The following is a 26,887-nucleotide window of genomic DNA, read 5'->3' as shown; positions in this document are numbered from 1 at the left end:
TGTTATTGGTTGTGTTCAACTTCATTTTTTGTTATGTTGTAGGGAATGCTTATCGTAAAAGTAACGCCCAGACCGCTGTTTTCTGCTTTTATTGTACCGCTGTGTGCCTGTACAATTTTCTTTGAAATAGCCAATCCGAGTCCGCTTCCCGTAGGTTTTAAAATATTTTGATTCTTTGACTGATAAAATTTATCAAATATCATTTCCAGATCCTCTTCCGGAATGTGTCTTCCGGTATTGAAAATGCTGATTATCAGGTGGTTTTCTTTTTCAGAAAGCTTGGTTTGTATGGTTCCCTGTTCGTCCGTGAATTTTAATGCATTTCCCAGGATATTCTGGAAAAGCTGGATCATCCTTGCCTCGTCGTGTTCAAATGCAGCCTGATTCAGAAGATTGACTTCGCTTAAATGGATGTCTTTCTGATGGATAAGGTGGAGTAGAGGATTTAAAGCTTTTTTATAGGTTTCAAGAATGTTGTTTTCTTTGATGTTTAACACGATTTCACCGTGTTGCAGTTTGTCGAGATAAAGAATGTCATTGATGATCTCGCTCAATCTGTCAGATTCTGTAATGATATTGTTTAAAAATTCCTGTTTGATGTCTAGTGGAATATCGTCATCGTCAGCCAGAATTTCTCCTGCTGAGCGAATCGCTGTAATCGGGGTTCTTAATTCGTGGGCCACAGAATCCAGGAAGTCATCTTTCTGACGGTCTTTAACCATTAAGTTTTCATTGGCTGTTCTCAGGTCATTGGATAGTTTCTGTAATTCTTCAGACTGTTCTGTGAGTTTTTTGTTAAGTGTAATATTTTCTTTGGATTCCTCTAGAATATTTAAAACTTCCTTTAAAGATATTTTATCTTCTTTCGTTACCCCTTCAATCAGAATTTTTGCTGATGCGGTTCCAATTCTTCCAGCCAGAAGATTTTCTGAAAATTTGATAAACCTTGAATCCGCTGTTTCAGTCTTTGAGTCGATATTATATTTTAAATTAAAGATTCTTAAAGCCTGTTCCGTTTTATTTTTACCTAAAAACCTTTCCAGAATATTTTTAATGTCTGAAACATAAGCTGTTCCACGCCAGATGAAGGCGTTCTCATGGTTTTGGATATGCTTATCGATATCCACATACAATTCTGCGAAATTTCTTTCGCGGTAATTCCCCTTTACGCTTACTGAAATGATGGTAAAAAGGGATGTGTTAACTAAGGTTGACCAAAAGAAGATTTGCGGAATCCTGCTTAAAAAAGAAATATTGAAAAATCCGAAAGCATCATATATCTCCCGGATAACTCCTTTGAATTCCTGATTATAGGAGAAATAATACTGCGGAATAATCAGTCCGAAATAGCAAATCGCCAATCCTGCAAGCAGTCCTGCCACGGCGCCTTTATAGCTTCCTCTCCTCCAGAAAATCGCTCCGAAAAATGAAGGTGCCAACTGAGCGATGACAACAAATGATATTAAACCCACAGAGTCCAGCGACGTTTTCAGAATAAAATATTTATAGAAAATAAAGGCCATAATGATCAGGGCGAAGATGCTGAATTTCCTGATATTCGTAATATTTCTTGTGTTCTGAACCTCATTATCGGACTTGAATTTCCCCAACAAACCGTAAGGGATGATGAGGTTATTGGAAAGCATGATGGATAAAGTTATGGCTGAAATGATGATCATGGAAATACACGAGCTCAATCCGCCAAGGAATACAAAAACTGTAATCAAAGTGTTGTCAAAATGTTGCGGAATCAGAATAGAGTAGAATTCCGGATTTACCTTCTCTCCATCGAAAATCAGTCTTCCTCCCCAGGCGATAGGAAAGATGAATATGGTGAAGATTAGTAAGTAAAGCGGGAAAAACCAGATTGCCGTTTTGATATGTTTTTCCTGTCTGTTTTCGATGATGGCCGTGTGAAACTGTCTCGGAAGAATGCAGATAGCTGTTGCAGAGATCATGCAGAGAACCATCCAGTTCATTGCGCCCTCAATTCCGTTGAATGTATTTTTTTCTTTAAAATCTTCAAATTTGCTTGCCTTTTCATAGATGTCTGAAAAGCCGTCAAATACGAAGTAAATAACAAATATGCCCAGAATAATGATGAAGAAAAGCTTTAAAAAACTCTCCAAAGCAATGGCTGAAATAATTCCCAAACGTTTTTCCGAGGCATCCACATATCTGGTTCCATAATAGGAAGAAAATAAGGCGATTAAAATAACCACAAACGTTGCATTGTCGGTCAGTATATTGTTGGATATCGAGGTTTCAGTCACCAAATGGAAGGTTTCAGAAATAGCTTTGATCTGAAGTCCGATATAAGGAACAATGGCCAGTAGACAGACAATCGTAATAATCGCGCTGAAGCTTCTGCTGTTTCCGTATCTTAACGAAATGAAATCCGCCAGACTACTGATTTTGTTGATTCTGGAAATTCTTACGATCCTCGTATTAATGTAGATCCATGCCGGAATGATCATAATCGGTCCAATATAGATGGGCAGATAATTAAGTCCGCTTGTGGCGGCAACACCAATACTTCCGTAGTAGGTCCAGGCTGTGCAGTACACTGCCAGAGACAGGGCGTAAATGTAAGGATTGTTGATCCACCGCTTGCTCTTTTTCTTCTCTGCCAGATGGGCAACTAAGAATAAAAGGGCGAGATAGATTAAAACAACAACAAATAACGCGAAACTACTCATCATATTTTTTTACGATTACAAAAGAAATAATGATGGAAGTCATCCAGACCGCGAACAGGTAAATCAGAATCATCGGGTAGCCGAAAACCTCTTTTTCACTGTTGAAAAGCAGTGAAATAGGAATACTGAAAGCCATCATCAGTCCGATGCTCAGGATAACCAGTTTTTGTTCGTGTCTTTTTTTCATAGCTAATAATGATTAATGATAATTGATAAGCTGATGATGTAATATCAATCATTTATCAATTATCATTAATTGTTTATAAATTAAATCTTATCGTCTGAATATTCTCCTATCAGCGAATAGTATCCGAAAATAGCCAGTCCGCCTGAGATGATTGGCACCAATACAAATAAGATGATGATCCCGAATACTAGATCTTCCTGCTTCCCTGAGGTGATCTTTGGAATTCCTAAAACCGTAGTTCCGAAATAGCCCACCACCAGAGCAACTGCAATCCAGAGTATGCCTAATATTTTTTTTAGTCCGTTCATTTTAGTAGTTTTAAAATTAGTAAAAAATTAAGTGATTCGGTATTTAATCGTGAATATTATTATTCTTATTTTTAAGATAAAATAATCCGATGACTAAACAGACTGCGGCGACTCCAATCGGATACCAAAGTCCTTCAAGATACCAGGTTGGATGTCCAGCATCCTTCCCTTGAGTGACCAGATAGGTTGCCACTGCCGGAAGAAGTCCCCCAAATACTCCGTTTCCAATATGATAAGGGAGTGACATGGAGGTGTAACGGATTCTAACAGGGAACATTTCAACAAGGAAAGCTGCGATCGGCCCATAAACCATAGTTACAAACAGTACCTGAATGAAAACTAAAAATACCAGATACCATCTTGTATCATTGTTTAGTGTAATCGATTTTGTGACTTTTGGTTCTTCTGCTTTTCCGTCTTTCATAACGGGACCGGCTGCAGACCAATGGACGATGCTGTCTTTTTTAATGAAAGTTCCGTCTGTGAAAGTAGTTTCTTTGTGAAATGTAATTAAGCTGTCCGATGCAATGTCTTTGTGAATGGCGGCAGTTCTTGTCTCTTTGATCCCGCCACTTGCAATGGTTTTAGCTTCGATGTTTACACTTTTATACATACTGTCGTAAATTGGCCTGTAGGCTAAAATCGCGACCAGCATACCTGTCATCATAATTGCTTTTCGTCCGATTTTATCTGAAAGCCAGCCGAAAAACACGAAGAATGGGGTTCCCATTAATAGGGCAGTCGCCATTAAATAATCAACCTGCATCGAATCTATACTCATTACTTTCTGGAGGAAACTCATGGCGTAGAACTGCCCGGTATACCAGATAACTCCCTGTCCCATGGCAGCACCGAACAATGCCAGTAAAACAAATTTGAAATTAAATTTATTACCGAAACTCTCTTTTAATGGGTTTTTAGATGTTTTTCCTTCACTTTTAGCCTTTGCAAAAAGCGGAGATTCTTTCATGTTTTTTCTGATGAAATAAGAAACCCCCACCATTAAAATTGAAATCCAGAACGGAACTCTCCATCCCCAGGAATCAAATTCTGCTGCAGATAACGTGTTTTTAGTAATTAAAATGACAATTAATGAAATGAAAAGTCCTGCAGTTGCGGTAGTCTGAATCCAGGAAGTCCAGTACCCCCTTCTGTGAGGTTGTGCATATTCTGCAACATAGGTAGCAGCGCCTCCATATTCTCCTCCCAATGCCAAGCCTTGTAAAAGTCTTAAAATTAAAACTAAAACCGGTGCCATGAATCCAATGGTTTCATATCCGGGAATACACCCGATCAGGAAAGTGGAGAATCCCATAATCAGTAGTGTAACAAGAAATGTATATTTTCTTCCGATAATGTCGCCTAATCTTCCAAAGAATAAAGCTCCGAAAGGCCTTACCACAAAGCCTGCCGCGAAGGTAGCCAGGGTGGATAAAAATGCTGCGGTAGGATTGTCTGAAGGGAAGAATTTTGTTGCTAAAACAACAGCTAAACTTCCAAAAATGTAGAAGTCATACCATTCTATCAAAGTACCGAGTGACGAGGCTGTGATCACGCTCCAGATGGTGCGGTTTTTCTGCCGTTCGGTCATATTCTCGTAGTTTTCGTGGTGATTTTCGCTCATGTTGATTGGTTTTGATGTTATATGGATTAAGATATTGAGTTCATCCTGGGTTTAAAGGTAAATCTGGAACTGTACAATGAATTCGCCTTTTGAAGAGGGGCTTTCCGTAGGGCTGGTGTAGATGGGTCTTGTAGAATACTGGGTGGTGATCTTCGCATGATGTCCATCTATGAACCAGTTGGCACCTACATCAAATTGTGAAGAAGACTTGTCGAAGGCTTCAAAACTTTTATGTGTATATGCTGCGAAAGGCTGTATTCTGATCTTTGGTTTTTCAGCCTGGCTCGGAAGCAGTAATCCGGCTTGTGCATACACCACATTGCCTGTTCCTATCATGGGCTGTAGATTTCCTGGGCCTGCGATGGCTCTGTTTCCTGCGAAATTAGGGTCATTGGCTGCAATATTCATGGTTCCCAGATTTCTTATGTAATTAGGGCCGAAATTGTAGTTGTAATATCCCGCATAGGCAGAAACAGCCATTTTGTGTTTTGCATTTCCCAAAGGAATGTCTGCAAAAGCATCTACTGCCAGAAGGGTGATATCATGTTTTTCAATATTGGAATTCACGGAAGTTCTTGTCCCATCCGCCTGATGATAAAAACCGGCACCTACATTGAAGACTTTCTTCGTTCCTAAATAAGATCCCACTTTGAAAGGAAGGGTATTGGATTCTTCATCCAGAAACTGGTATTCAACATAACCGGCCTTCGAAAAGCTTGGGTTTCCATTGTTATCAACGGCTGCAGCTTTTGCAGGATCTGTAACATTGACTGGCACGAGATCTGTGGCAAAAGGTTTGTTTAAACTGAAACGGTATTCCAGCTTACCATATTTTCCTTTAGCAAACATTCCCAGCTGTCTTGCAAATTGATCAGAATTGTCAATTAAGGGCCATGAGAAAATAGGGGAATCTACGGTAAGGAAGTTTAGCGTGGAAGCCATCGTCATACGGGAAAGTCCCATGTAGTAATGAAGTCCTGCTCCTAAAGATAAACTGAATTTTCCTGCTTCTCCAGGTAAAATAACTGCGTACTCATTCCAGGCATCATGAAAAAAGAGTTGAGGTTTTTTGCCGTTTCCGTAACCTCCTGTTCCTGTGGTGCCTGTAGCGCCGCCGTTGATAAACGTTTGGTTATTGATCCCAAAATGGGCAAGGATCATGTATCTTTTAGAGATCTGTGCATAGACTAGAGCACGTAATCTCCTGTTTCCCAAGCTCCAGGAATTGTCGGTAGCTTCTCCGCCAACCATGCTTCCCGGGTTCATTTGGGTGTTTCTGAGCCAGAACTGGTCCCATAATATAAATCTGATGTACTTATCTCCTTCCGGATTGAGGTTTAATTTTAATCCACTTCCGTAATCAGGAGAACCCTGTGAGTATAAAGAACTGCTTATTAGGGCTAATCCAATAAATGAAAGTAATTTCTTCATAAATTATCAATTTTTGGCGTTGTTTTTTGTGAAAGCCAAATTGTAATTAATAATTTATTTACAAAAATTTAATATATATTAGTGGTAAGAGTATAGTTATTATTTAACTGATTGGTTTTTAGTTTCGAGTAGTAGAGTTTGAGAGTCTGAGTGTAAATGAGTTTGGGAAGGGGTAATTGGATCTTGACTAATGAAGGGCAGATATCTGATGCTCTCAAATCCACTATTGCTAATGTCTGAAATCTGATGTCTGACATCTGACATCTTGACTCTAGTATCTTAACTACTTCTTAAATCTTTCCCACTTAATCAGCATGTATTTATCTGCAAACTGAGTAATGATAAGTCCTGAGTTTTTGATGTTTTCTTCCTTTGCGATATATTCAATCAATTCATTCTGTTTTAGAATTTTATAGACAGGATGGAATTCAGAATGAGGGGGTCTTGTGATGTTGTATTTCTTGATCCAGGAGCTGATCGTTACGTGGGAAACGCCGATAATCCTTTCTATTTCTCTGAAGCTTAAACCTTCGAGGTAGAGCTGCAGGGCTTTGGTTACATAATAGTCATCGATCTGTTTTCCCATTTTTTTTACAGTAAAATAATACTTGCAGTCTTTGCAGAGAAAACGCTGTTTTTCGTTGATAATTCCGCTTTTTACAATTTTATTACCGTTGCATTTTGGACACTTATTTTCCATAGCTATATGTTTTTAGCAAATATATAATAATTTAGCAAAATTATATTTCTCAATAAAGATAAAATTACCTGTATATTTCATTTAAACAAAAAAAATATCTTTTTAATTTGGTTTTTAAAGTTATTATGCTTTAAATTTGCCAAAAAAATTAGATAAATAAATGGAAATAGAAATTTCCTCATGCGAACATCTAATGTATGTGAGTGAAATACAGCAGGAAATGTATGATTCTGCACAGCGTAGAGGAACGGGGATCGCAAAACGTTCCATTGAATATTTAACGAAAAAGATTTCAGATGGCAATGCTGTGGTTGCTACTGAAAATGGCGAATGGGTTGGGTTTTGTTACATCGAGACCTGGTCACATGGTCAGTTTGTAGCCAATTCGGGACTTATTGTATCCCCCAATTACAGGAACAGAGGAGTAGCCACTTTGATCAAGAATAAGGTTTTCCAGTTATCTAGAGAAAAATATCCCAATGCAAAAATATTTGGGTTGACCACAGGACTTGCCGTGATGAAGATCAATAGTGATCTGGGTTATAAACCGGTGATTTATTCTGAACTCACACAGGATGAGGAGTTTTGGAGCGGGTGTAAGAACTGTGTGAATTATGAAATTTTAATGAAAAAGGAACGTAAAAATTGTCTGTGTACAGCCATGCTTTTCGTTCCTGAAAATAATAATAAAGTAAACGGGACTGAAATTAAGCAGTCCGAAATTGATGAGTACAATGGAGAAAAAGAAAGTAATCTTAGCGTTTAGCGGAGGTTTGGATACCTCTTACTGTGCTAAATATCTTAGTGAAACACTGGGATATGAAGTGTATGCAGTGACTGTAAATACCGGTGGGTTTTCTAAAGATGAAGAAAAAGAACTGGAGAAAAAAGCCTTCAAACTGGGGGTAAAAGAATACAGGTGCGTAGATGCTCAGGAAGATTACTATAGTTCTTGTGTAAAGTATCTGATCTTCGGAAATGTGTTGAAAAATAATACCTATCCATTGTCTGTGAGTGCTGAACGTACGGTTCAGGCTCAGGAAGTTGCAAAATATGCCATAGAGACAGGCGCTGATGCTATTGCTCACGGAAGTACGGGAGCTGGAAATGACCAGGTTCGTTTTGATCTGATTTTCCAGGTAATGTGTCCGGAAGTCGAGATCATTACACCGATCCGCGATATGAGTCTGTCCCGTGAAGAAGAAATCGAATTCCTAAAAAGCAATGGTTATGAAATGGAGTTTCACAAAGCACAGTATTCTGTCAATAAAGGCCTTTGGGGAACATCAGTTGGAGGAAAAGAAACATTGACTTCACGAAATTACCTTCCGGAAGAAGCTTTCCCATCACAAATTAAAGAAACTCAGCCTTCAGAACTGGAAATTGAATTTAAAAACGGTGAGGTGGTAGCTGTAAATGGAGAAAATTTTGAACATTCCGTGTATGCTATTCAAAAGATTGAAGAGCTCGCTTCTGCTTACGGAATTGGCCGTGATATCCACGTGGGAGATACCATTGTTGGAATTAAAGGAAGAGTAGGATTTGAAGCAGCAGCGGCATCCGTAATCATCAAAGCGCATCATTTATTAGAGAAACATACGCTTTCAAAATATCAGCAGATGATGAAGTCCCAGCTTTCCGATTGGTATGGAAACTGGCTTCATGAAGCGCTTTTCCTGGATCCTGTGATGAGAAATATCGAGTCTTTCTTAACCGATTCTCAGCAAACAGTGAGTGGGAAGGTATTTGTAACCCTTCATCCATACAGATTTATTTTAAATGGAATTGAATCCAAACATGATCTGATGTCCGATCAATTTGGAAGCTACGGCGAAACGAACAGAGCCTGGACAGGAGAAGATGTAAAAGGGTATACAAAAATTGTAAGCAATTCCTTAAACATATACCACCAGATCAATTCAAAGTAAAAAATAAAGAGTTTCAACGGAACGATTTACCCTAGAATAGGACGCAGTCCTATCAATCATAATCAACATCATCATATCATTAAAAATATGAAAAAAGTAGGAATTGTGGGGGCCAACGGCTACACAGGAAGTGAATTAGTCCGTGTGCTGGCTTTTCATCCCCATGTGACATTGAGTTTTTTATATAGCCGTTCCAATTCGGGGACAAAAATTTCAGATTTGTACCCGGATTTAACGGCAGTTTGTGAACAGGTTTTAACGGATAAGCCGGAAGATGTGGATATTTTATTCCTGTGTCTTCCTCATAAAGAGAGTCAGAACTGGTTGACTCAAAATCCTGTTAAAGATGAAACTTTAGTCATTGATTTAGGAAACGATTTCCGTCTGGAAGGAAATTTTGGGAACAGAAATTTCATCTACGGACTTCCTGAAATCAATAAAAAAAATCTGGCAGGAGCAAAAAGCATTGCTAATCCCGGATGTTTTGCAACGGCTATTCAGCTGGCTCTTCTTCCATTAGCAGAAAAAGGTTTGTTGAATGAAGTGTATACAACAGGAATTACCGGATCAACAGGTGCGGGACAATCTTTACAGGCGACGACCCATTTTACATGGAGAAATGACAATATCTCAGCGTACAAAACTTTGACACATCAGCATGTGGATGAGGTTTTACAGCAGCTGGTATCATTTAATCATAAAGAGATCAGTCTGAATTTTGTTCCATGGAGAGGCGATTTTGCAAGAGGAATTTTTACCAGTTCTACAGTGAAAACGGATTTAGTACTTTCAGATATCATTCAGTTGTATCAGGATTTTTATGAAGAGGAGCCTTTTGTGAAGGTAAGTGAAAAAGCAATTGATTTAAAGCAGGTTGTCAACACCAATCGCTGTGTGATTCAAATAGAAAAGAGTGGGAATGTAGCGGTTATTCACTCAGCGATTGACAATTTGTTAAAAGGAGCTTCCGGACAGGCAGTTCAAAATATGAATATAGCAATGGGCTGGGAAGAAAATCTGGGGTTGAACTTAAAACCGATAGCGTTTTAAAAAAAAGAATGGTCAATAAGTCAATTGTGAATTGAAAAACCGAAATATTCGACTTAGGAAACTGGAGCGTTAAGAAAATTGAAATTTAATCCGTTAAAAAATTCTCACTGTTTGAGCACGAGACAAATTTTTAACCGAAGAACAAATAGTCAATTCGTGCGAGTTTTGAGGATTTTAGGATTCAATTTTAATTTTTAGCGGAAGTTTCCAAGTCTTGAACTTTTGTTTCTTTTGTTTTAAGACAAAAGAAAAATTATAAGAAAAAGATGACACTGTAAATCATTCATCAAACATCAATTATCATTTATAAATAGACATGAATTTATTCAACGTATATCCATTATTCAACATAAATCCGGTAAAAGCTCAGGGATCATTTCTTTGGGATGACAAAGGAGAAAAATATCTGGATTTTTACGGAGGTCACGCAGTGATTTCTATCGGACATAATCATCCACATTATCAAACTCAATTAAAAGAACAGCTGGAAAAAATTTCTTTCTATTCAAACTCTGTTCAGAATGAATTGCAGAATGAGCTGGCTGATAAATTAGGAAAACTTTCAGGCTATGAAGATTATAATCTTTTTCTGTGCAATTCAGGAGCTGAGGCTAATGAAAACGCACTAAAACTGGCATCTTTCCACAACGGGAAAAGTAAAGTGCTTTATTTTTCAGGCTCATTTCACGGAAGAACTTCTGCGGCAGTTTCTGTAACGGATAATCCAAAGATTGTAGCTCCTGTTAATTTTTCTGAAAGATTCATCAAATCTGAATGGAATGATATCAAACAGTTGGAAGAGATCTTTGAAATTCAAGGAAACGACATTTCATCCGTTATCATTGAGGGAATTCAGGGAGTGGGTGGAATTATGATCCCAACAGCAGAATTCTTGTCTAAAATTAAAGAACTGTGCGAAAAATATGATGCAGCTCTGATTTTGGATGAAGTACAGTCAGGATACGGAAGAAGCGGATATTTCTTTGCTCATCAGGAATTTGGAGTCGAACCGGATATGATCACTACAGCCAAAGGAATGGGAAATGGTTTTCCAATCGGCGGTGTTTTGATTCATCCAAAATTCGAGGCAAGCAATGGTTTGCTGGGAACCACTTTCGGAGGAAACCACTTAGCCTGTGCTGCGGCTATTGCAGTTTTGGATGTTATGAAAGATGAAAATCTTACTGCAAATGCTCAGGAAATGGGTGATTATATTGAAAACGAAATTAAAGATTTCCCACATATCAAATCCATCCGAAGGAAGGGATTAATGATTGGAGTAGAGTTGGATCAGGACTGTTCAGAAGTGAGGAAAAGTTTATTGTACGACCATCACATTTTTACAGGAAATTCCAATGATAAAAGTGTCTTGAGGATCCTTCCGGCTTTGAATATCGGCAAAGAAGAAACAAATCTTTTTGTCAGTGCTTTAAAAGTAGTTTTAGATAAGATTTAAACCACAAAAGTCACAAAAGATGTAAAAACTTTAGTGATTGTAAAGAAACTACTAAGCGCTTAAGAAGAACACTTGAGTTTTCTGAAAATCTTTGATTTTCATCTTATGTGAACTTACTGTTTTCAAAATAATAAAGCATTAAAACTGAAGTGTTCTAAAGTGTTTAATAATAAATAAAAACTTTTGTGCCTTTTGTGGTTAAGATTATCACAATTAATTAAAAATTCATCAAATGAAAAAATTCACCTCTGTAAGCGACGTAAAAAACTTGCAGGAAATCATAAAAAAAGCTTTACAAATTAAAGAAAATCCTCATTCCGAAACAGAAAAAGGAAAAGGAAAAACAATAGGTCTTGTGTTTTTAAATTCAAGTTTAAGAACCCGTTTAAGCAGTCAGATTGCAGCCCAGAATTTAGGATTGAATGTCCTGACTTTAAATGCAGCTCAGGAAGCCTGGAATCTGGAATTTGCAGACGGAGCCATCATGAATGGCGATACCGTAGAACATATCAAAGATGCTATTGAAGTATTGAATCAATATTGTGATATCATTGCAGTACGTTGTTTTGCGGGAATGAAATCTAAAGAAGACGATGTCAATGAAAGTATTCTGAGTCAGTTTGAACAACACGCCAAAGTGCCGGTTGTTTCTCTGGAATCTGCAACCCGCCACCCATTACAAAGTTTGGCAGACTGTATAACCATCACAGAAAACTGGAAAGAAGACCGTAAACCGAAAGTGGTTCTGACGTGGGCACCACACATCAAACCCATTGCTCAGGCTGTTGGAAATTCTTTCGCAGAATGGATGCAGGAAATGGAGGTTGATTTTGTGATCGCTAATCCCGAAGGGTATGATCTCGATAAGAAATTTACAAAAGATATTAAGGTGATTCATAATCAGGATGAAGCTTTACAAGATGCAGATTTTATCTATGTGAAAAACTGGTCGTCTTTCGATGAATATGCAACAATGCCTGAAGTGAAAGAAAACTGGATGCTGACCGGAGAAAAGTTGAAAACTACAAATAACGGTAAGGTAATGCACTGTCTTCCTGTCCGTCGTAATGTAGAATTAAGCGATGAAGTAATGGATGGCGAAAACTCCATTATCTATCAGCAGGCCAAAAACAGAATTTTCTCTGCACAAGCCATTTTTAGCGAAATTCTGAATGAAATAAATGCGTAAAGAATTCTAAAGGAACGATTTAGCCAAGGATAGGATAGAATCCTGTCAAAATATAAATCCATAAGAATTCCAACGGAACGATTTAACAAAATCAATCAAAATGAAAGAAAAATTATACATCATAAAAATAGGAGGTGCCCTGATCGATGATACAGAGTTGCTTGACCAGTTTTTGGATCAGTTTTCTGAGATTGGAGAAAAGAAAATACTCGTACATGGAGGCGGAAAACTGGCTACGACCTTGGCGGATAAGCTGGGAATTGAGCAGAAACTTGTAAACGGCAGAAGGATTACCGATAAAGATACGCTGGATATTGTATCCATGGTGTATGCAGGAAGTATCAATAAAAATATAGTGGCTAAACTACAGGCGAAAAACTGTGATGCGATCGGGTTTTCAGGGGCTGATGGAAATATCATTCAGGCTAGAAAAAGAATCCATCCCGAAATAGATTTTGGATTTGTAGGTGATATCGACAAGCAGAGTATCAATGAAAATTTACTTTCAAAACTGATTGATCTTGATCTGATTCCTGTTTTTTCTGCTATTACCCACGACAAAAAAGGAAATCTTTTAAACACGAATGCTGATACTATTGCTTCGGTAATTGCACAGTCGTTGTCCGAAGTTTATGATGTAGAACTGTTGTTTTGTTTTGATAAAGAAGGTGTTTTGGAAGATGTTGAAGATCCGGGATCAGTTATAAAAAGGGTATCCGCAGAAGAGTTTTCTGTTTTAAAAGAAGCTGGAAAATTGCATAAAGGAATTCTTCCCAAACTTGAAAATGCTCTCGGAGCTGTAAAAAATAATGTCAATAAGGTATTCTTAATTAAAGAAACCGAATTAAAGAACCATATAGAAAACCATCATGGAGGAACTGAAATCTGTTTATAGTAAAGAAGAGTTACTGACTCAGGCCGTAGAATTGCTTAAAAAATTGATTGCCATTCCTTCATTCAGCAAAGATGAATACAATACATCTGTAGAAATTGAGAATTTTTTCACAAAGCATCAAATTCCTGCAAAACGTTTTAAAAACAACATTTGGGCAGTCAATAAAAACTTTGATGTATTGAAGCCATCCATTTTGCTGAATACGCATCATGATACCGTGAAGCCCAATAAGGCATATACATTAGATCCGTTTCTGCCGGTTGAGCAAGACGGGAAACTATATGGATTGGGAAGTAATGATGCCGGAGCTTCTCTGGTTTCTATGGCTCAGGTTTTTTTACATTTTTATGAAAAAGAAGATTTAAAATATAATTTAGTGATTGCTTTGACAGCTGAGGAGGAGATTTCAGGATTTGATGGAATTGAAGCCTTATTTCCACAACTTCCTACTATAGAACTTGCCATTGTTGGAGAACCCACGCAAATGAATCTGGCGATCGCGGAAAAAGGACTTTTGGTGATAGACGGGGAAATGAAAGGAACTCCTTCTCACGCTGCTCATCCGAATGATGATAACTCCATTGTAAAATGCATGGAAGATCTTCAGAATATTCTAAACTTCAGATTTCCGAAGGTTTCCGATTATTTAGGGGATGTTAAAGTTACACTGTCAGGAATTCACGCCGGCGTTCAGCATAATGTAGTTCCGGAAGCCTGTACTTTTACTTTGGATGTAAGGGTTACCGATGAGTATTCCAATAAAGAAGCTTTTGAAATCATTCAGTCACACATGAAATCAACATTGACAGCCAGGTCTTTCAGGTTGAATTCCTCAAAAATAGAAATGGACCATCCGTTTGTACAGGCAGGTCTGGAAATCGGAAGGACCACTTACGGTTCGCCAACATCATCCGACCAGGCCATTATTCCATGCACATCCGTGAAAATAGGTCCGGGAGACAGCAGGCGCTCTCACACAGCAGATGAATATATCTATATAAAAGAGATTGAAGAAGGAATTGAGATCTATATAAGGATCTTAGAAAAAGTTTTGTAAAGACTTCAGATATCAGATTTCAGACACCAGATTTTTAAAAGTCTGATATCTGATGTCTGAAATCTATTATCTAAAAAATAATGTTTTAACCCCGCTCAGCGGGCAGATTAAAGTTCAGTTTTTAATAAGGATTTATGCAAAAAAGAAAATTAAAGACGAAGACTTTTCAGAGCGGAGATGTTTTTTTATAGTTAAAAATGCTTTGCTGAGCAGGTTGAAACGAATTAAAAGAATACCATGATGAAATCGCAATTGATTGAAATTCTGGTAAATAAATGAAGGCTACAATTATATATGGCCTTGGAAAAAATAAATAATTACATATGAAAAAGATATGGCAAAAGGACAACCTGGCCACCAATATACTAGTCAACAAATTTACAGTTGGGAAAGATCTTGACTTTGACGAGCGTTTAGCAAAATATGATGTTAAAGGTTCCATGGCGCATTGCCAGATGTTGGCAGAAACCGGAATTATCTCCGGTGAAGAATCAAAACAGATGCTTTCTGTTTTAGCGGATATTTTAAAAGATATCGAAAGTGGAAACTTTGAGATCGATAAAGAAGCAGAAGATATTCATTCTCAGATTGAAGCGATATTAATTGAAAAATTAGGCGATACCGGAAAGAAAATCCATACGGCAAGATCCCGGAATGATCAGGTTTTACTGGATATCAAACTGTATTTATTGGATGAAATTCGTGAGATTACAGCTCTGACCGATACGTTTTTTCAAATTTTGATCAAACTGGCAGAACAGCATAAAAATATACTGCTTCCGGGTTATACCCACCTTCAGATTGCCATGCCGTCTTCGTTTGGATTGTGGTTTGGAGCGTATGCTGAAGCATTATTAGATGATGTTGAACTGTTGTTTTCGGTGAAGAATATCATCAATAAAAATCCTCTGGGCTCAGCTGCCGGATACGGTTCTTCTTTTCCTATTGATCGTGAAAGTACAACCTACAACTTAGGTTTTCAGTCGATGAACTATAATTCTGTGTACGCACAGATGACCCGTGGGAAATCTGAAAAAATGCTGTCTATGGCAATGGCTACTTTAGCGGGAACGCTTGGGAAGTTTGCTTATGACGTCTGCTTATATTTAAGTCAGAATTTCGATTTTATCAGTTTTCCAAAAGAGTTTACCACGGGAAGCAGCATTATGCCCCACAAAAAGAATCCGGATATTTTTGAACTGGTTCGTGCACGATGCAACAGAATTCAATCCTTACCGAATGAGCTTATTTTACTAACAAATAATTTACCGTCAGGATACCATAGAGATGTGCAGCTGACAAAGGAAATTCTTTTCCCTGCCATAGATTCCCTGAAAGAATGTCTGGAAATTTTAAGTTACACCCTTCCGAATATTCAGGTAAGAGAAGGAATTCTGGAAGATGAAAAATATAAATACCTTTTCAGCGTAGAGAAGATCAATGAAGAAGTGAAAAAGGGAAGTTCATTCCGCGATGCTTATGTAAAAGTAGGGCAGGAAATCGAAAATAATGAATTTGAGTTTGAAGTTGGAAATCTTGAGCATACTCATCAGGGAAGCATAGGAAATCTTTGTCTGGATAAAATAGAATATCAGTTCAACAAACTGAAGAATAAATTATTGGGTTGATTCTGAACCATTAAGATCATTGAATTTTTAAAGTTTGGTTAAGAAAATCTACCGATTTTACATGCTGTAACTTATCAAAATTCGCTTGCGAATCCTTAACTATCCTTAATCACTTAAAGAAATCTTAATGGTTTAATACATTTGAAAATGATTAGTCCAGATCAATTTTAAACTTAGTAGATTTTTTCACCTCGTGAAGCACAATAGAACTGTGGTACTGGCCAATATTAGGAATGTTTGAAATCACATTAACAGCGAAATCATTATAAGAGTTGATGTCCTTCGCAATAATCTTAAGCATATAATCATACTCACCGGAAAGACTGATGATCTCCTGGACTTCATCGTGTTTCATAATGTTCTTCTCAAAGGTTTCCAGTACTTTCTGGGATTGTTCTTTAAGACGAACATTACAGTACACCACAATATTCAGACCCAGCTTTTCACGGTTCAAAAGACCAACGTATTTCTCAATAATGCCATGTTTCTCAAGTTGTTTGATCCTTTCATAAGTTGGAGTAAACGTAAGACCTATCCTTTCTGAAATTTCTTTTACAGATAGCGTAGAGTCTTCCTGAATAATACTGAGAATCATTTTGTCTTTTAAATCCATAGAGTAGGTTTGAGTTTTAACAAAAATATCAATTAAAAATGAAAATAAGGAAGGATTACAAGTTTTAATTTATTTGGAACTTTAGTTTTGCAGATTCGTAAAAATGTTATATCTTTGCACCTAATGAATAAAAGAGTGTTTATATCATTAGATTTACCGGGCGAAAGCGCCCTTTACGATATTTATTATAATTAAGCGAAGATCCTGTCTTCGCTTTTTTTATGCTCAAAAATTAAGAATTATGTTTACGATCACAGAATTAAGCACCGAGAGAATCAACAGTATACTGACCGAAGCACTGGCTTTTGCCAACGGGAAAACTGCAAAAATTGAAGGAGAAGTTTTCTGCTCAAATCTTTTCTTTGAAGACAGTACAAGAACAAAGACGAGTTTTGATATGGCAGAAAGAAAACTGGGGCTGCAGGTAGTACCTTTTGATGCTTCACACAGTTCTGTCAATAAAGGAGAGAGTCTTTATGATACGGTGAAAACCATTGAAAGTCTGGGGGTGAATCTGGTAGTTATCAGAGACAAGAAAGACAGGTATTTCGAAGAATTAAACAACATCAATATTCCAGTGATCAACGGAGGGGACGGAACAGGAAATCACCCGTCACAATGTATGCTGGATCTGATGACCATCTATCAGGAATTCGGAAAATTCGAAGGATTGAAGATAGGAATTGTAGGAGATGTAAAACACAGCCGTGTGGCGAATTCAAATGCCGAAGCTTTAAGAAGATTAGGTGCTAAAGTATATTTCTCAGGACCGGAACATTGGTTTGATGAAGGAGCTTTAATTAACGGAACTTATTTACCGGTTGATCAGCTGATCGCTGAAGTAGATGTTCTGATGCTGTTAAGAATTCAGCACGAAAGGCACGATGCCCAGATGAGTTTCTCTGCTTCCGAATACCATAGAAAGTACGGTCTGACGAAAGAAAGAGAAAAAGTAATGAAAGAAGGAGCGATTATCATGCATCCCGCCCCGATCAACAGAGGCGTTGAAATTGATACTGACCTCGTGGAATGCGAACGCTCAAGAGTGTTCAAACAGATGCAGAACGGAGTCTTCGCAAGAATGGCCATCCTGAAAGAAGCACTGGAAAAAGAAGGGCATATATTTAAGGAATTGTAAAAAGTAAAATGTAGAAAGTAAAATGTATAAAATATAGAATACATGATACAACCGACATTATACATTGTACAAAAGAAATTATACAGAATAAAATAGAATAAAGAGATAAATAAAATGAAGAAAAAATTAATACTGGAGTCCGGTGAAGTGTTTCATGGAGAAGGTTTCGGAGCAGAATTGGAAACTGCCGGAGAAGTAGTTTTCAATACCGGAATGACAGGATATCAGGAGTTGATCTCCGATCCGTCATACTGCGGTCAGATTGTTTGCATGACCTATCCGCTTATCGGAAATTATGGTATTAACCGTGATGATTATGAAAGCATCGAGCCGGCTATTAAAGGACTTATCGTAAAAGAAGTATGCGATCTTCCGTCTAATTTCCGTACTCAGATGACTTTAGATGAATTATTTAAAAAGAAAAACCTTTCAGGAATTTCAGGAATCGACACCAGAAGACTGACCAGAGTTTTACGTAACTACGGAGTGGTAAAAGGAAAGATCGTGAATGCAGATACTGATGAAAATGCAGTAGTTACAGAGCTAAAATCTACAACTTTCCCTATCAATCAGGTAGAAATGGTTTCTACAAAAACATCTTATGCCAATCCGGGAAGAGGGTTCAAAGTAGTGCTGGTAGATTTTGGCTCCAAGCTGGGAATTATCAGAGAATTGTCTCAGAGAAACTGCGATATCACAGTCGTTTCTCATGATACAACAGCAGAGGATATCTTATTGATGGATCCGGACGGAATCATGCTTTCAAACGGTCCTGGTGATCCGGAAGACAACCCTCAGGCTTTAGAAATGATCCGCGGATTATTAGGAAAAGTTCCCATCTTCGGAATCTGTTTAGGACATCAGCTGATCGGTCTTGCCTGTGGTGCAAAAACGTTCAAACTGAAATTCGGACACAGAGGAGGAAACCACCCCGTACTGGATCTGGAGAAAAATAAAGTATCTATCACTTCTCAGAACCACGGCTATGCAGTAGATCAGGAAAGTCTTAAAGACACAGACCTGGTTGAAACTCACATTGCTCTAAACGACAGAACCAACGAAGGTCTGAAACACAAGATCCACCCTTGCTTCTCCGTTCAGTACCACCCTGAAGCAAGCCCGGGCCCTGAAGATGCGAATTATTTGTTTGATGAGTTCATTGATTTAATGGAAGAATTTAAGAAGTAAATAAAGACTTCAGATATTAGACATCAGATAACAGACTTTATCATGCACAATTTTGAGAAACTACTTTTCTGGCAGAAATCAATAGAACTTGCAAAAGAGGTTTATATAGTTTGTGCAGAATTGCCAAAAGATGAAAAGTTTGGTTTGATTTCTCAAATTAAAAGATCTGCAGTTTCCATCCCTTCAAATATAGCAGAAGGAGCGGGAAGAAATAATGATAGTGAATTTTATCACTTTCTGGGTATCGCCAATGCTTCCTCTTTTGAATTGCAGACGCAGTTAATTTTAACAAGGGAGCTGAAGCTACTGGATGCTCAAAAAGTTAATAGTCTGATATCAAATATAAATGAAATCCAAAGAATGATTTATACATTCAAATCTAATTTAAAAAAGTAAACACAACGCTGGAAGTCTGAAATCTGAAATCTGACATCTGGTATCTAAAAAAAGAAAAATGGCAAAACGTACAGATATAAAAACAATTTTAGTAATCGGTTCAGGACCCATCATCATCGGTCAGGCAGCTGAATTTGATTACGCAGGAACGCAGGCTTGCCTGTCTTTGAGAGAAGAAGGCTACAAGGTGATTTTGATCAACTCGAATCCTGCAACCATTATGACGGATGTAGAAATCGCAGATAAAGTATATATCGAGCCGATTTCCCTTCAGTTTGTAAGCCACATCATCAGAAAAGAACGTCCGGATGCTTTATTACCAACATTGGGAGGTCAGACAGGTCTGAATATGGCAGTAGAATTGGAAAAATCAGGTATTCTTGAAGAATGTAAAGTGGAAGTTTTAGGAACTACGCTTTCTGCGATCAACAGAGCGGAAGACAGAGATCTTTTCCGTGAACTGATGAGAGAACTGAACGAGCCAGTTCCTGAGTCAGATATCGTAACTACAGTAGAAGGAGCAATCCGTTTTGCTGAAGAAATCGGATATCCCGTGATTGTTCGTCCTGCCTTTACGATGGGTGGAACAGGAGGTGGTATTGCCTCTACGGAAGCTGAATTGAAAGAGATTGCTGAATTAGGATTGAAATACAGCCCGGTAACACAATGTCTTATCGAGAGATCAATTGCAGGTTTCAAGGAAATTGAATACGAAGTAATGCGTGATGCCAACGACAACGCGATTGTGGTTTGTAACATGGAAAATATAGATCCGGTAGGCGTTCACACTGGGGATTCCATCGTAGTGGCGCCTTCTCAGACGCTTTCTGACAGAGAGTACCAGTTATTGAGAAACGCTTCTCTGAAGATCATCAGAGCCTTAGGAATTGAGGGAGGATGTAATGTTCAGCTGGCGTTAGACCCAGATTCATTCAACTATTATATCATCGAGGTGAACCCTAGAGTTTCCCGTTCTTCAGCATTGGCAAGTAAAGCAACAGGGTATCCGATTGCAAAAATTGCGGCGAAGATTGCTGTAGGTTTAACACTTGACGAGATCATGAATCCTGTGACAGGAAAAACATACGCATGTTTTGAACCGGCCCTTGATTATGTGGTGACGAAATTCCCAAGATTCCCGTTCGATAAATTCGAAACAGCGGACAGAAGATTGTCTACACAGATGAAAGCAACCGGAGAAGTAATGGCCATCGGAAGAAACTTTGAGGAATCATTGCAGAAAGCCGTTCGTTCTTTAGAAACAGGTTTAAGACATTTGGGATTAAAAACAAAACAGGCTGCAGCGTTAACTCCAGAAGATATCGAAAGAAGAATAAGAGTTTGTGACGATGAAAGACTGTTCATTATCTGTGATGCTTTGAGAAGAGGTTACGATTGGGAGCAAATTGTAGAATGGAGCAAAATTGATAAATTCTTCATCTGGAAATTAAAGAAACTTGTTGATTTTGAAAAAGTAATTGCGGCCAATAAATTTGATAAAGAAACCTTAATTCAGGCTAAAAAATTAGGCTTCTCAGATCAGAATATCGCTCATTTATGGGAATCTAAGCAAAGAGAAGTTTATAATTTCAGAAAAGAAAATGGCATAATACCGGTTTACAAAATGGTAGATACGTGTGCCGCAGAATTTGAAAGTGAAACCCCTTATTTCTACGGAACTTATGAAGAAGAAAATGAGAGTGTAGTTACGGATAAACAAAAAGTAATTGTTTTAGGTTCAGGACCAATCAGAATTGGTCAGGGAGTAGAGTTTGATTATGCAACAGTTCACTCAGTTTGGGCGATCAAAGAGATGGGTTACGAAGCGATTATTATCAACAATAACCCTGAAACGGTTTCTACAGACTTCTCGATTTCAGATAAATTATACTTCGAACCTTTAACGGAAGAAGATGTAATGAGTATCATCGATCTTGAGAAACCAATGGGAGTTGTTGTTCAGTTCGGAGGGCAGACAGCGATCAACTTAGCGGATAAACTGGCAAGTTACGGAGTGAAAATTCTTGGAACTTCATTGGAAGATTTAGACAGAGCTGAAAACAGAGATAAATTTGAAAAGGCCCTTCAGGAAATGGGAATTCCCCAGCCTTTAGGAAAAACGTCAACTTCAAAAGAAGAAGCCATTACCATTGCCAACGAAATCGGTTATCCGGTATTGGTTCGTCCAAGTTATGTACTAGGAGGTAGAGCCATGGAAATTGTATACACCGAAAGCGAATTGGCTCACTATATGGAATTTGCGGTAGATGCAAGCCCGGAACATCCGGTTTTGGTGGACCGTTATATTACAGGAAAAGAAGTTGAAGTAGATGCAATCTGCGATGGTGAAACAGTCATTATTCCTGGGATTATGGAACATATTGAAAGAGCGGGAGTTCACTCCGGAGACTCTATTGCGGTCTATCCGCCTCAGAATGTTTCGCAGGAGGAAATCGACACTTTGGTAGATTATACCCAGAGACTGGCAAAAGGATTGAATGTGATTGGTTTAATGAACATCCAGTACGTTCTTTTCGAAGGAAATGTTTATGTAATCGAGGTGAATCCACGTTCATCAAGAACAGTTCCTTTCCTGTCTAAAATTACAGAAGTTCCGATGGCGAACTTAGCAACAAAAGCAATTTTAGGACAGAAACTGAAAGATTTAGGGTATAAAAACGGATTAGTTCCGAATAAAGAAGGAGTCTTCGTAAAAGTTCCTGTATTCTCTTTCTCAAAACTAACGAAAGTTGATATCTCTCTGGGACCTGAAATGAAGTCTACGGGAGAAGTAATGGGGAAAGATACAACGCTGGAAAAAGCTCTGTACAAAGGATTAATTGCAGCAGGAAGAAAAGTTCCGATGCACGGTTCCATTTTGTTCACAGTTGCAGATAAACACAAGCAGGAAGCAGCAGATCTGGCAGCAAGATTTCACGAAGTTGGTTTCAGAATCTGGGCAACGGAAGGAACGGCTAAATTCTTTGGAGAACAGGGGATTCCTTGTAAAATCGGATATAAAATCGGAGAAGATGATGTAAACCTGATCGACCTGATCCAGAAAGGGAAAGTACAGTATGTAGTGAATACCATGACCAAAGGAAAGCAGGTAGAAAGAGACGGATTCCAGATCAGAAGAATGAGTGTGGAGAACGGTGTTCCTTGTTTAACATCCATGGACACGGTAGAAGCCATCCTGAAAGTAATTGAAAGCATGAGTTTCAAAATGGAGACGATGTAATTATCAAAAAACAATATTATATTTAAACCCTCGTAAGGCAACTTATGAGGGTTTTTGCTGATAAACCTTAGGGGAAAAAAATATTTGTTGCTTTATATAATTTGTATAAATTAGAAAAATGATATATTGATAGAACAAAAATTAACTTAAAATACAATGAAATTTTTAAAATATATAATATCTATCTATAGTTTATTTATAATGATATCCTGTGGTAAAGGGCTAGGGGATATTCCTGAAATTTCAAAAGGGACATTGACAAAAGATTGGAAATATCACAATGAGTCTATGAATTTCACCATTCAGCTTCCGAATAGCTGGAACTTTATTGATAATGAAAATGGATTTTCTAAATTCATACCGATGAACCAAAGTGCACCCGGTACGATTCTAACGGGAGGTAAAATCAAAATATCTAAAGAACTTAATATTACTCAGGAAGATGCTGTGTATCCCTTATTTTCAATTTCGAACAATAGTTTGGATGAGGTTAAATCAGGTTTAAGAAAGGGAGACCTTGTATTTGCCGTGGTTTCTTCTCCAGGTGAGAATGCTGAAAAAGATATTAAACTCATAAAAGAAGAACTGAAAAAGCAGTTTGAATCTAATTCTGATTATTTTAAGCTTAATAAAGAAAATTTAGAAGCAACAAACACTTTACAGTTTGGAAAAAATGATAAAATTCCCTATCTAAAAGTATCAATTCCTGATATAAACGGAAATATAACGGGAAATAGAATCTATGCTTTGAAAAATTACGAAAGCTATAACCTGCTCATCATCATAACGTATACCACGGAAGAAGAATTACAGAATATACAATCTCTATTATCTGAAGTCAAGTAGTAAACGATATTAACCTGAATAATTTTAAAGGATAAAATAATTCTTTCCTTGCCGTAAGATCTTCTTAATGCTAAAAATCCAGAAATATATACATGCCCTCAGAATTTGACTCTATTCTCAGTCACTTCAGTCAGTTTATTTTAAGATAAGTGAACCTTTAAAAATCTACGGGATCATATGAAGTGTTGATCGGAACTAATATTCATATAGATTTACGAACGCGGTTCACGAAGCATCTATTATAAAACCTATTTACCTGTCAGTAAATTAGCTATGTTCCCCTTAGTTAACCTTATAATAAGGTTCCGAAAAATACTTGCTCGGTTTGATATACGCTGTTTTTCGGTCTGCATCAAAGACCCAGTTGAATCTTCGCAACAGATCGGCACCAAAATAATTGACCGTCTGTTTTTTTAGATCACCGATAAAAAATCCTGCTGAAACATCTTTTAAAACACTGCTTCCCACTTTCAAAAAGGGGAGTATGCCTTGTTTCGTGATGATACTTTTCCCACTGGAATTTTTTAATGTTTTTTCTCCCGTTATCTTCAGTTTTTTATCCAGTTCTTTTTCTGCAGCAAAATCATTACTATACAACAACCCTCCTGAATATCCGGATTGAAGTACAAAATAAGCTTCCTGTTGCTTATCTCCGTCGATAACGTTATCAGCGACAATATAAAAAGCTTCATGGTCATACATCGTGTTAATAGGTTGGAAGTCTTTTACGTCCGGTGTTTTGTCATAGACAATGAACTGATTATGGTCATAATCGATTTTAAATGCTTTTCCTCCAAACAGAACGGTTCCTATCTTTCCGTCAGCCTCGTGGCCAGCCAGTTGGTTGTCAGAAAAACGAACGTTATTAAGGGTTAATTTTCCAATCTGCACCGTGTTATTTTCACTGACTTCCTCTTTATTGAAAATAATATGATCTGCTTTACGCTGTCTTTCCGGAGAAATCGAAGCATCTTCCATAGCGATCTGGAACATCAGATCCAGCGTATCCTTTTTATTGACCAGTGTTTTTACAATGATATTATTATGTTTGGTGATCCGGAAGGGAATGGTCTGCTGTGCATGTATGCTGAAAAGACCCGCAGAAAAAAGTAGAATAAGGCTTATTTTTTTGAACATTATCAAGTGATTAGTGGTTAAAATCAGGAATTTTAAAATTACCTATTATCTTTGGAACAGCAAAACAGGAATATCAAATGATTCAAAAACTACTTAACAGTGGCCTTCATTGGGAGAAAAAGGAATTCAAAAGAAATGAGTTTCTAAAAACTTCAGGAAGTACAGATACCGATATTTATTTTGTAGACAATGGAAGTGTCCGGATTTTTATGATGGACGAAAATGAAGAAAGGATCATCCGCTTTGGATATACCGGAAATATTATTGTTTCTCTGGATTCCTTTTTGTCCGGGAAACCTTCGGATTTTTATATTCAGGCTATCAAAAAAACGACTGTAAGAGTAGCGTCTCAAAAAGATTTCTACCAATTTATTCAGTCGGGTGTAGAAAATCTTAAATTTTGGAACCGTATTTTGGAGGATCTTGTGTTGCAGCAGATTGAAAGAGAAAAAGACCTGCTGATCAATTCTCCCGGAGAACGTTTCAACAGAGTATTGAAAAGAAGTCCGAAGCTTTTTCAGGAAGTTCCCAATAAATACATCGCCAACTACCTAAGAATGTCTCCGGAAACTTTATCAAGGCTTAAAAAATCTTGAGTTCAGTCAAGATTTAAGAAAAAACAGATTCCGAAATTTGTATAAAAATCATCAATGAAAATTTCTACATCACAATTATTGAATGAATTGAAAATACAGACTCAGGAGCATATCCTATTTGCGGAAAATCTTCTGCAGGAAACCGATGGAAAACTCAATTACAGAATTTCGCATGAAAGCTGGAGTGTGCTGGAATGTCTTGAGCATCTGAACCGTTACGGAAATTTTTATATTCCTGAGATCAGCCATAGAATTTCTTCCTCTATAACTTCTCACACATCTTCTTTTAAACCCGGAATTTTAGGAAACTATTTTGCTCAATCGATGCTTCCCAAGGAAAAACTGAACAAAATGAAAACCTTCAAAAGCATGGATCCAATTAACAGTCAGCTGGATAAAAGTGTGGTGGAAGAATTCATCAGACAACAGCAGCAATTACTGGAATTACTTGGAAAAGCAGGAAATATTGATCTTAATAAAGTCAAAACCAGTATCAGCATTTCAAAACTGGTCAAACTTAAATTGGGCGATACTTTTCGTTTTGTAATCTATCATAATGCAAGGCATATCAGTCAGGCTGAGAAAATTTTTACTTTAAAAGCGGTATTGGTTTAAGGTAAATTTCATTACTTTTGTCGCGCTAATAACTCTTTTTATGAAGAAATATCTATTGGGAATTTTGTTCCTTTCTGCGTTGTCTTGTGGAAGTTCAGATGATCTAGAAAACGTGATAACAAACGATCCTGCGCTGCCGAAAATTAAAACTTTAACCCTCAAAGATGAAGATGTTGTCAATGGAGTTACTTCCCTCTATGAAAAACTAGAATTTAAATTTGAGTACAATAATGATCAATTGGTTAAAGTCTGGGATATTAATGGTAACTATACTGAAAACCTAACCTATGCTAATGGTCTGCTGTCAGGAATATCAATAACAGGTTATATGTATCCTCAACTGCACCTTCACAATCCTTTGGATATACGGAGAAAACTTACTTACACTAATCAAAAGCTTTCAAAGTCAGAAGTTTTAGAGCAGCCTCTGGATGGAAAAGTATATACTACTTTTGAATACCCTTCTAATGACATTATTATTGCAAGAGATTACACCAAGTATTATTTAGGCCAGATCAATAATACAATGATGTTTAAAATCTACATCACTAACCAAAATGTTACTAAAGTCGAAACCTATCAGGGCGAAAATGCAGCTGTGTTGACGCATACTACAATCTATGAATATGATCAGAATATAAATCCTAATTTTTTGACTGATAAAAACAGAATTTTAGGATTGCCGAGTTATGGCTATAATATCTTTTCGCTTCGTGATTATTCTCAGCTCTCTAAAAATAATGTCGTTAAGAAGAAAACCTATTTTTCCACTGTTCAAGATGAAAATCTTATGGGTGAGTTCAATACTTTTTATCAGTATCAAAGTAATGGTTTACCATCCACGATCTATTTTAAGGAGAATGATCCCAATAATTATTTAAAAGTATCTGCTATTTACGGGTATTAAGCATTGTAATTTTATATACATTTAAACCTCATAAGAAAACTTATGAGGTTTTATTTTT

General features: G+C 37.4%; 24 protein-coding genes. 16 read left to right on the top strand and 8 right to left on the bottom strand.

Annotated features, from left to right (window positions below):
- Positions 1-2 precede the first annotated feature (2 nt).
- The 6 genes from NZD88_RS14950 to NZD88_RS14925 all read right to left on the bottom strand — a co-directional run bounded on the left by NZD88_RS14950 (position 3) and on the right by NZD88_RS14925 (position 6,949).
- Entirely contained in the window at positions 3-2,699 is a 2,697-nt protein-coding gene (locus tag NZD88_RS14950; protein WP_259830426.1) for an ATP-binding protein, read from the bottom strand.
- Positions 2,692-2,886, bottom strand: coding sequence for a hypothetical protein (locus NZD88_RS14945; protein WP_259830181.1), 195 nt, complete (start codon positions 2,884-2,886; stop codon positions 2,692-2,694). Before NZD88_RS14945 ends, NZD88_RS14950 begins: the two co-directional genes overlap by 8 nt.
- Before the next feature lie 80 nt (positions 2,887-2,966).
- Positions 2,967-3,194: a DUF6814 family protein gene (locus NZD88_RS14940; RefSeq protein WP_169235929.1), complete on the bottom strand. Its 228-nt coding sequence runs from the start codon at positions 3,192-3,194 to the stop codon at positions 2,967-2,969.
- 43 nt (positions 3,195-3,237) lie between these two features.
- Positions 3,238-4,818: an MFS transporter gene (locus tag NZD88_RS14935; protein ID WP_259830180.1), complete on the bottom strand. Its 1,581-nt coding sequence runs from the start codon at positions 4,816-4,818 to the stop codon at positions 3,238-3,240.
- A 51-nt stretch (positions 4,819-4,869) separates the two neighbouring features.
- Positions 4,870-6,249: a porin gene (locus NZD88_RS14930; RefSeq protein WP_259830179.1), complete on the bottom strand. Its 1,380-nt coding sequence runs from the start codon at positions 6,247-6,249 to the stop codon at positions 4,870-4,872.
- 283 nt (positions 6,250-6,532) lie between these two features.
- A complete protein-coding gene (locus tag NZD88_RS14925) occupies positions 6,533-6,949 on the bottom strand; it encodes an IS1/IS1595 family N-terminal zinc-binding domain-containing protein (protein ID WP_169235932.1) in 417 nt (138 codons plus the stop codon).
- A gap of 160 nt (positions 6,950-7,109) precedes the next feature.
- Here NZD88_RS14925 and NZD88_RS14920 point away from each other — a divergent pair, with 160 nt between their 5' ends.
- The 8 genes from NZD88_RS14920 (at position 7,110) to argH (ending at position 16,152) form a co-directional block, all read left to right on the top strand.
- Positions 7,110-7,715 (top strand): GNAT family N-acetyltransferase, encoded by a 606-nt coding sequence (locus tag NZD88_RS14920; RefSeq protein ID WP_259830178.1) that lies wholly within the window; start codon positions 7,110-7,112, stop codon positions 7,713-7,715.
- Positions 7,684-8,877: an argininosuccinate synthase gene (gene argG / locus NZD88_RS14915; RefSeq protein ID WP_259830177.1), complete on the top strand. Its 1,194-nt coding sequence runs from the start codon at positions 7,684-7,686 to the stop codon at positions 8,875-8,877. Before NZD88_RS14920 ends, argG begins: the two co-directional genes overlap by 32 nt.
- 87 nt (positions 8,878-8,964) lie before the next feature.
- The gene (argC, locus tag NZD88_RS14910; protein WP_259830176.1) at positions 8,965-9,927 is read left to right on the top strand and encodes an N-acetyl-gamma-glutamyl-phosphate reductase; all 963 of its coding nucleotides are present in this window, start codon (positions 8,965-8,967) and stop codon (positions 9,925-9,927) included.
- Between the two features lie 316 nt (positions 9,928-10,243).
- The gene (locus NZD88_RS14905) at positions 10,244-11,383 is read left to right on the top strand and encodes an aspartate aminotransferase family protein (protein ID WP_259830175.1); all 1,140 of its coding nucleotides are present in this window, start codon (positions 10,244-10,246) and stop codon (positions 11,381-11,383) included.
- Positions 11,384-11,615: 232 nt separating this feature from the next.
- Entirely contained in the window at positions 11,616-12,572 is a 957-nt protein-coding gene (locus tag NZD88_RS14900) for an N-acetylornithine carbamoyltransferase (protein ID WP_259830173.1), read from the top strand.
- A gap of 100 nt (positions 12,573-12,672) precedes the next feature.
- On the top strand, positions 12,673-13,467 hold the full coding sequence (argB, locus tag NZD88_RS14895; RefSeq protein WP_259830171.1) for an acetylglutamate kinase: 795 nt from the start codon (positions 12,673-12,675) through the stop codon (positions 13,465-13,467).
- Positions 13,442-14,524, top strand: a complete 1,083-nt coding sequence (locus NZD88_RS14890; RefSeq protein ID WP_259830169.1) for a M20 family metallo-hydrolase — start codon at positions 13,442-13,444, stop codon at positions 14,522-14,524. Before argB ends, NZD88_RS14890 begins: the two co-directional genes overlap by 26 nt.
- 323 nt (positions 14,525-14,847) lie before the next feature.
- Positions 14,848-16,152 (top strand): argininosuccinate lyase, encoded by a 1,305-nt coding sequence (argH, locus tag NZD88_RS14885; RefSeq protein ID WP_259830167.1) that lies wholly within the window; start codon positions 14,848-14,850, stop codon positions 16,150-16,152.
- Positions 16,153-16,303: 151 nt separating this feature from the next.
- Here argH and NZD88_RS14880 read toward each other — a convergent pair whose 3' ends face one another.
- Positions 16,304-16,765 (bottom strand): Lrp/AsnC family transcriptional regulator, encoded by a 462-nt coding sequence (locus tag NZD88_RS14880; protein WP_169235940.1) that lies wholly within the window; start codon positions 16,763-16,765, stop codon positions 16,304-16,306.
- A 241-nt stretch (positions 16,766-17,006) separates the two neighbouring features.
- Here NZD88_RS14880 and NZD88_RS14875 point away from each other — a divergent pair, with 241 nt between their 5' ends.
- The 5 genes from NZD88_RS14875 (at position 17,007) to NZD88_RS14855 (ending at position 23,574) form a co-directional block, all read left to right on the top strand.
- Positions 17,007-17,903, top strand: coding sequence for an aspartate carbamoyltransferase catalytic subunit (locus NZD88_RS14875; protein WP_169235941.1), 897 nt, complete (start codon positions 17,007-17,009; stop codon positions 17,901-17,903).
- Positions 17,904-18,017: 114 nt separating this feature from the next.
- Positions 18,018-19,091: a carbamoyl phosphate synthase small subunit gene (locus NZD88_RS14870; RefSeq protein ID WP_259830165.1), complete on the top strand. Its 1,074-nt coding sequence runs from the start codon at positions 18,018-18,020 to the stop codon at positions 19,089-19,091.
- A 42-nt stretch (positions 19,092-19,133) separates the two neighbouring features.
- Positions 19,134-19,487, top strand: a complete 354-nt coding sequence (locus NZD88_RS14865) for a four helix bundle protein (protein WP_259830163.1) — start codon at positions 19,134-19,136, stop codon at positions 19,485-19,487.
- A 58-nt stretch (positions 19,488-19,545) separates the two neighbouring features.
- Positions 19,546-22,728, top strand: a complete 3,183-nt coding sequence (gene carB / locus NZD88_RS14860; RefSeq protein ID WP_259830162.1) for a carbamoyl-phosphate synthase large subunit — start codon at positions 19,546-19,548, stop codon at positions 22,726-22,728.
- A 156-nt stretch (positions 22,729-22,884) separates the two neighbouring features.
- Positions 22,885-23,574: a hypothetical protein gene (locus tag NZD88_RS14855; RefSeq protein ID WP_259830161.1), complete on the top strand. Its 690-nt coding sequence runs from the start codon at positions 22,885-22,887 to the stop codon at positions 23,572-23,574.
- Between the two features lie 282 nt (positions 23,575-23,856).
- On the opposite strand, the gene NZD88_RS14850 is transcribed toward NZD88_RS14855, so the two are convergent.
- A complete protein-coding gene (locus NZD88_RS14850; protein ID WP_259830159.1) occupies positions 23,857-24,711 on the bottom strand; it encodes a hypothetical protein in 855 nt (284 codons plus the stop codon).
- 77 nt (positions 24,712-24,788) lie between these two features.
- Here NZD88_RS14850 and NZD88_RS14845 point away from each other — a divergent pair, with 77 nt between their 5' ends.
- From NZD88_RS14845 to NZD88_RS14835, 3 genes are read left to right on the top strand one after another with little or no spacing between them, the layout of a single operon-like run.
- Positions 24,789-25,307 carry a Crp/Fnr family transcriptional regulator gene (locus NZD88_RS14845; RefSeq protein WP_259830157.1) on the top strand — a complete coding sequence of 173 codons (519 nt, stop codon included), beginning with the start codon at positions 24,789-24,791 and terminating at the stop codon, positions 25,305-25,307.
- 54 nt (positions 25,308-25,361) lie between these two features.
- Entirely contained in the window at positions 25,362-25,922 is a 561-nt protein-coding gene (locus NZD88_RS14840; protein ID WP_259830156.1) for a DinB family protein, read from the top strand.
- Between the two features lie 40 nt (positions 25,923-25,962).
- The gene (locus NZD88_RS14835; protein WP_259830155.1) at positions 25,963-26,829 is read left to right on the top strand and encodes a hypothetical protein; all 867 of its coding nucleotides are present in this window, start codon (positions 25,963-25,965) and stop codon (positions 26,827-26,829) included.
- Positions 26,830-26,887: the final 58 nt, after the last annotated feature.

This window comes from Chryseobacterium pyrolae (assembly GCF_025153485.1).
In the GTDB taxonomy this organism is placed as follows: domain Bacteria; phylum Bacteroidota; class Bacteroidia; order Flavobacteriales; family Weeksellaceae; genus Chryseobacterium; species Chryseobacterium antibioticum.
This window is presented reverse-complemented; position numbering and strand designations above follow the sequence as displayed.

What these genes read in the sequence shown, in the direction of transcription:
- NZD88_RS14950 (WP_259830426.1), bottom strand. Translation starts at nt 2,699, where the DNA reads ATGAGTAGTTTCGCGTTATTTGTTGTTGTTTTAATCTATCTCGCCCTT.
- NZD88_RS14945 (WP_259830181.1), bottom strand. Translation starts at nt 2,886, where the DNA reads ATGAAAAAAAGACACGAACAAAAACTGGTTATCCTGAGCATCGGACTG.
- NZD88_RS14940 (WP_169235929.1), bottom strand. Translation starts at nt 3,194, where the DNA reads ATGAACGGACTAAAAAAAATATTAGGCATACTCTGGATTGCAGTTGCT.
- NZD88_RS14935 (WP_259830180.1), bottom strand. Translation starts at nt 4,818, where the DNA reads ATGAGCGAAAATCACCACGAAAACTACGAGAATATGACCGAACGGCAG.
- NZD88_RS14930 (WP_259830179.1), bottom strand. Translation starts at nt 6,249, where the DNA reads ATGAAGAAATTACTTTCATTTATTGGATTAGCCCTAATAAGCAGTTCT.
- NZD88_RS14925 (WP_169235932.1), bottom strand. Translation starts at nt 6,949, where the DNA reads ATGGAAAATAAGTGTCCAAAATGCAACGGTAATAAAATTGTAAAAAGC.
- NZD88_RS14920 (WP_259830178.1), top strand. Translation starts at nt 7,110, where the DNA reads ATGGAAATAGAAATTTCCTCATGCGAACATCTAATGTATGTGAGTGAA.
- argG (WP_259830177.1), top strand. Translation starts at nt 7,684, where the DNA reads ATGGAGAAAAAGAAAGTAATCTTAGCGTTTAGCGGAGGTTTGGATACC.
- argC (WP_259830176.1), top strand. Translation starts at nt 8,965, where the DNA reads ATGAAAAAAGTAGGAATTGTGGGGGCCAACGGCTACACAGGAAGTGAA.
- NZD88_RS14905 (WP_259830175.1), top strand. Translation starts at nt 10,244, where the DNA reads ATGAATTTATTCAACGTATATCCATTATTCAACATAAATCCGGTAAAA.
- NZD88_RS14900 (WP_259830173.1), top strand. Translation starts at nt 11,616, where the DNA reads ATGAAAAAATTCACCTCTGTAAGCGACGTAAAAAACTTGCAGGAAATC.
- argB (WP_259830171.1), top strand. Translation starts at nt 12,673, where the DNA reads ATGAAAGAAAAATTATACATCATAAAAATAGGAGGTGCCCTGATCGAT.
- NZD88_RS14890 (WP_259830169.1), top strand. Translation starts at nt 13,442, where the DNA reads ATGGAGGAACTGAAATCTGTTTATAGTAAAGAAGAGTTACTGACTCAG.
- argH (WP_259830167.1), top strand. Translation starts at nt 14,848, where the DNA reads ATGAAAAAGATATGGCAAAAGGACAACCTGGCCACCAATATACTAGTC.
- NZD88_RS14880 (WP_169235940.1), bottom strand. Translation starts at nt 16,765, where the DNA reads ATGGATTTAAAAGACAAAATGATTCTCAGTATTATTCAGGAAGACTCT.
- NZD88_RS14875 (WP_169235941.1), top strand. Translation starts at nt 17,007, where the DNA reads ATGTTTACGATCACAGAATTAAGCACCGAGAGAATCAACAGTATACTG.
- NZD88_RS14870 (WP_259830165.1), top strand. Translation starts at nt 18,018, where the DNA reads ATGAAGAAAAAATTAATACTGGAGTCCGGTGAAGTGTTTCATGGAGAA.
- NZD88_RS14865 (WP_259830163.1), top strand. Translation starts at nt 19,134, where the DNA reads ATGCACAATTTTGAGAAACTACTTTTCTGGCAGAAATCAATAGAACTT.
- carB (WP_259830162.1), top strand. Translation starts at nt 19,546, where the DNA reads ATGGCAAAACGTACAGATATAAAAACAATTTTAGTAATCGGTTCAGGA.
- NZD88_RS14855 (WP_259830161.1), top strand. Translation starts at nt 22,885, where the DNA reads ATGAAATTTTTAAAATATATAATATCTATCTATAGTTTATTTATAATG.
- NZD88_RS14850 (WP_259830159.1), bottom strand. Translation starts at nt 24,711, where the DNA reads ATGTTCAAAAAAATAAGCCTTATTCTACTTTTTTCTGCGGGTCTTTTC.
- NZD88_RS14845 (WP_259830157.1), top strand. Translation starts at nt 24,789, where the DNA reads ATGATTCAAAAACTACTTAACAGTGGCCTTCATTGGGAGAAAAAGGAA.
- NZD88_RS14840 (WP_259830156.1), top strand. Translation starts at nt 25,362, where the DNA reads ATGAAAATTTCTACATCACAATTATTGAATGAATTGAAAATACAGACT.
- NZD88_RS14835 (WP_259830155.1), top strand. Translation starts at nt 25,963, where the DNA reads ATGAAGAAATATCTATTGGGAATTTTGTTCCTTTCTGCGTTGTCTTGT.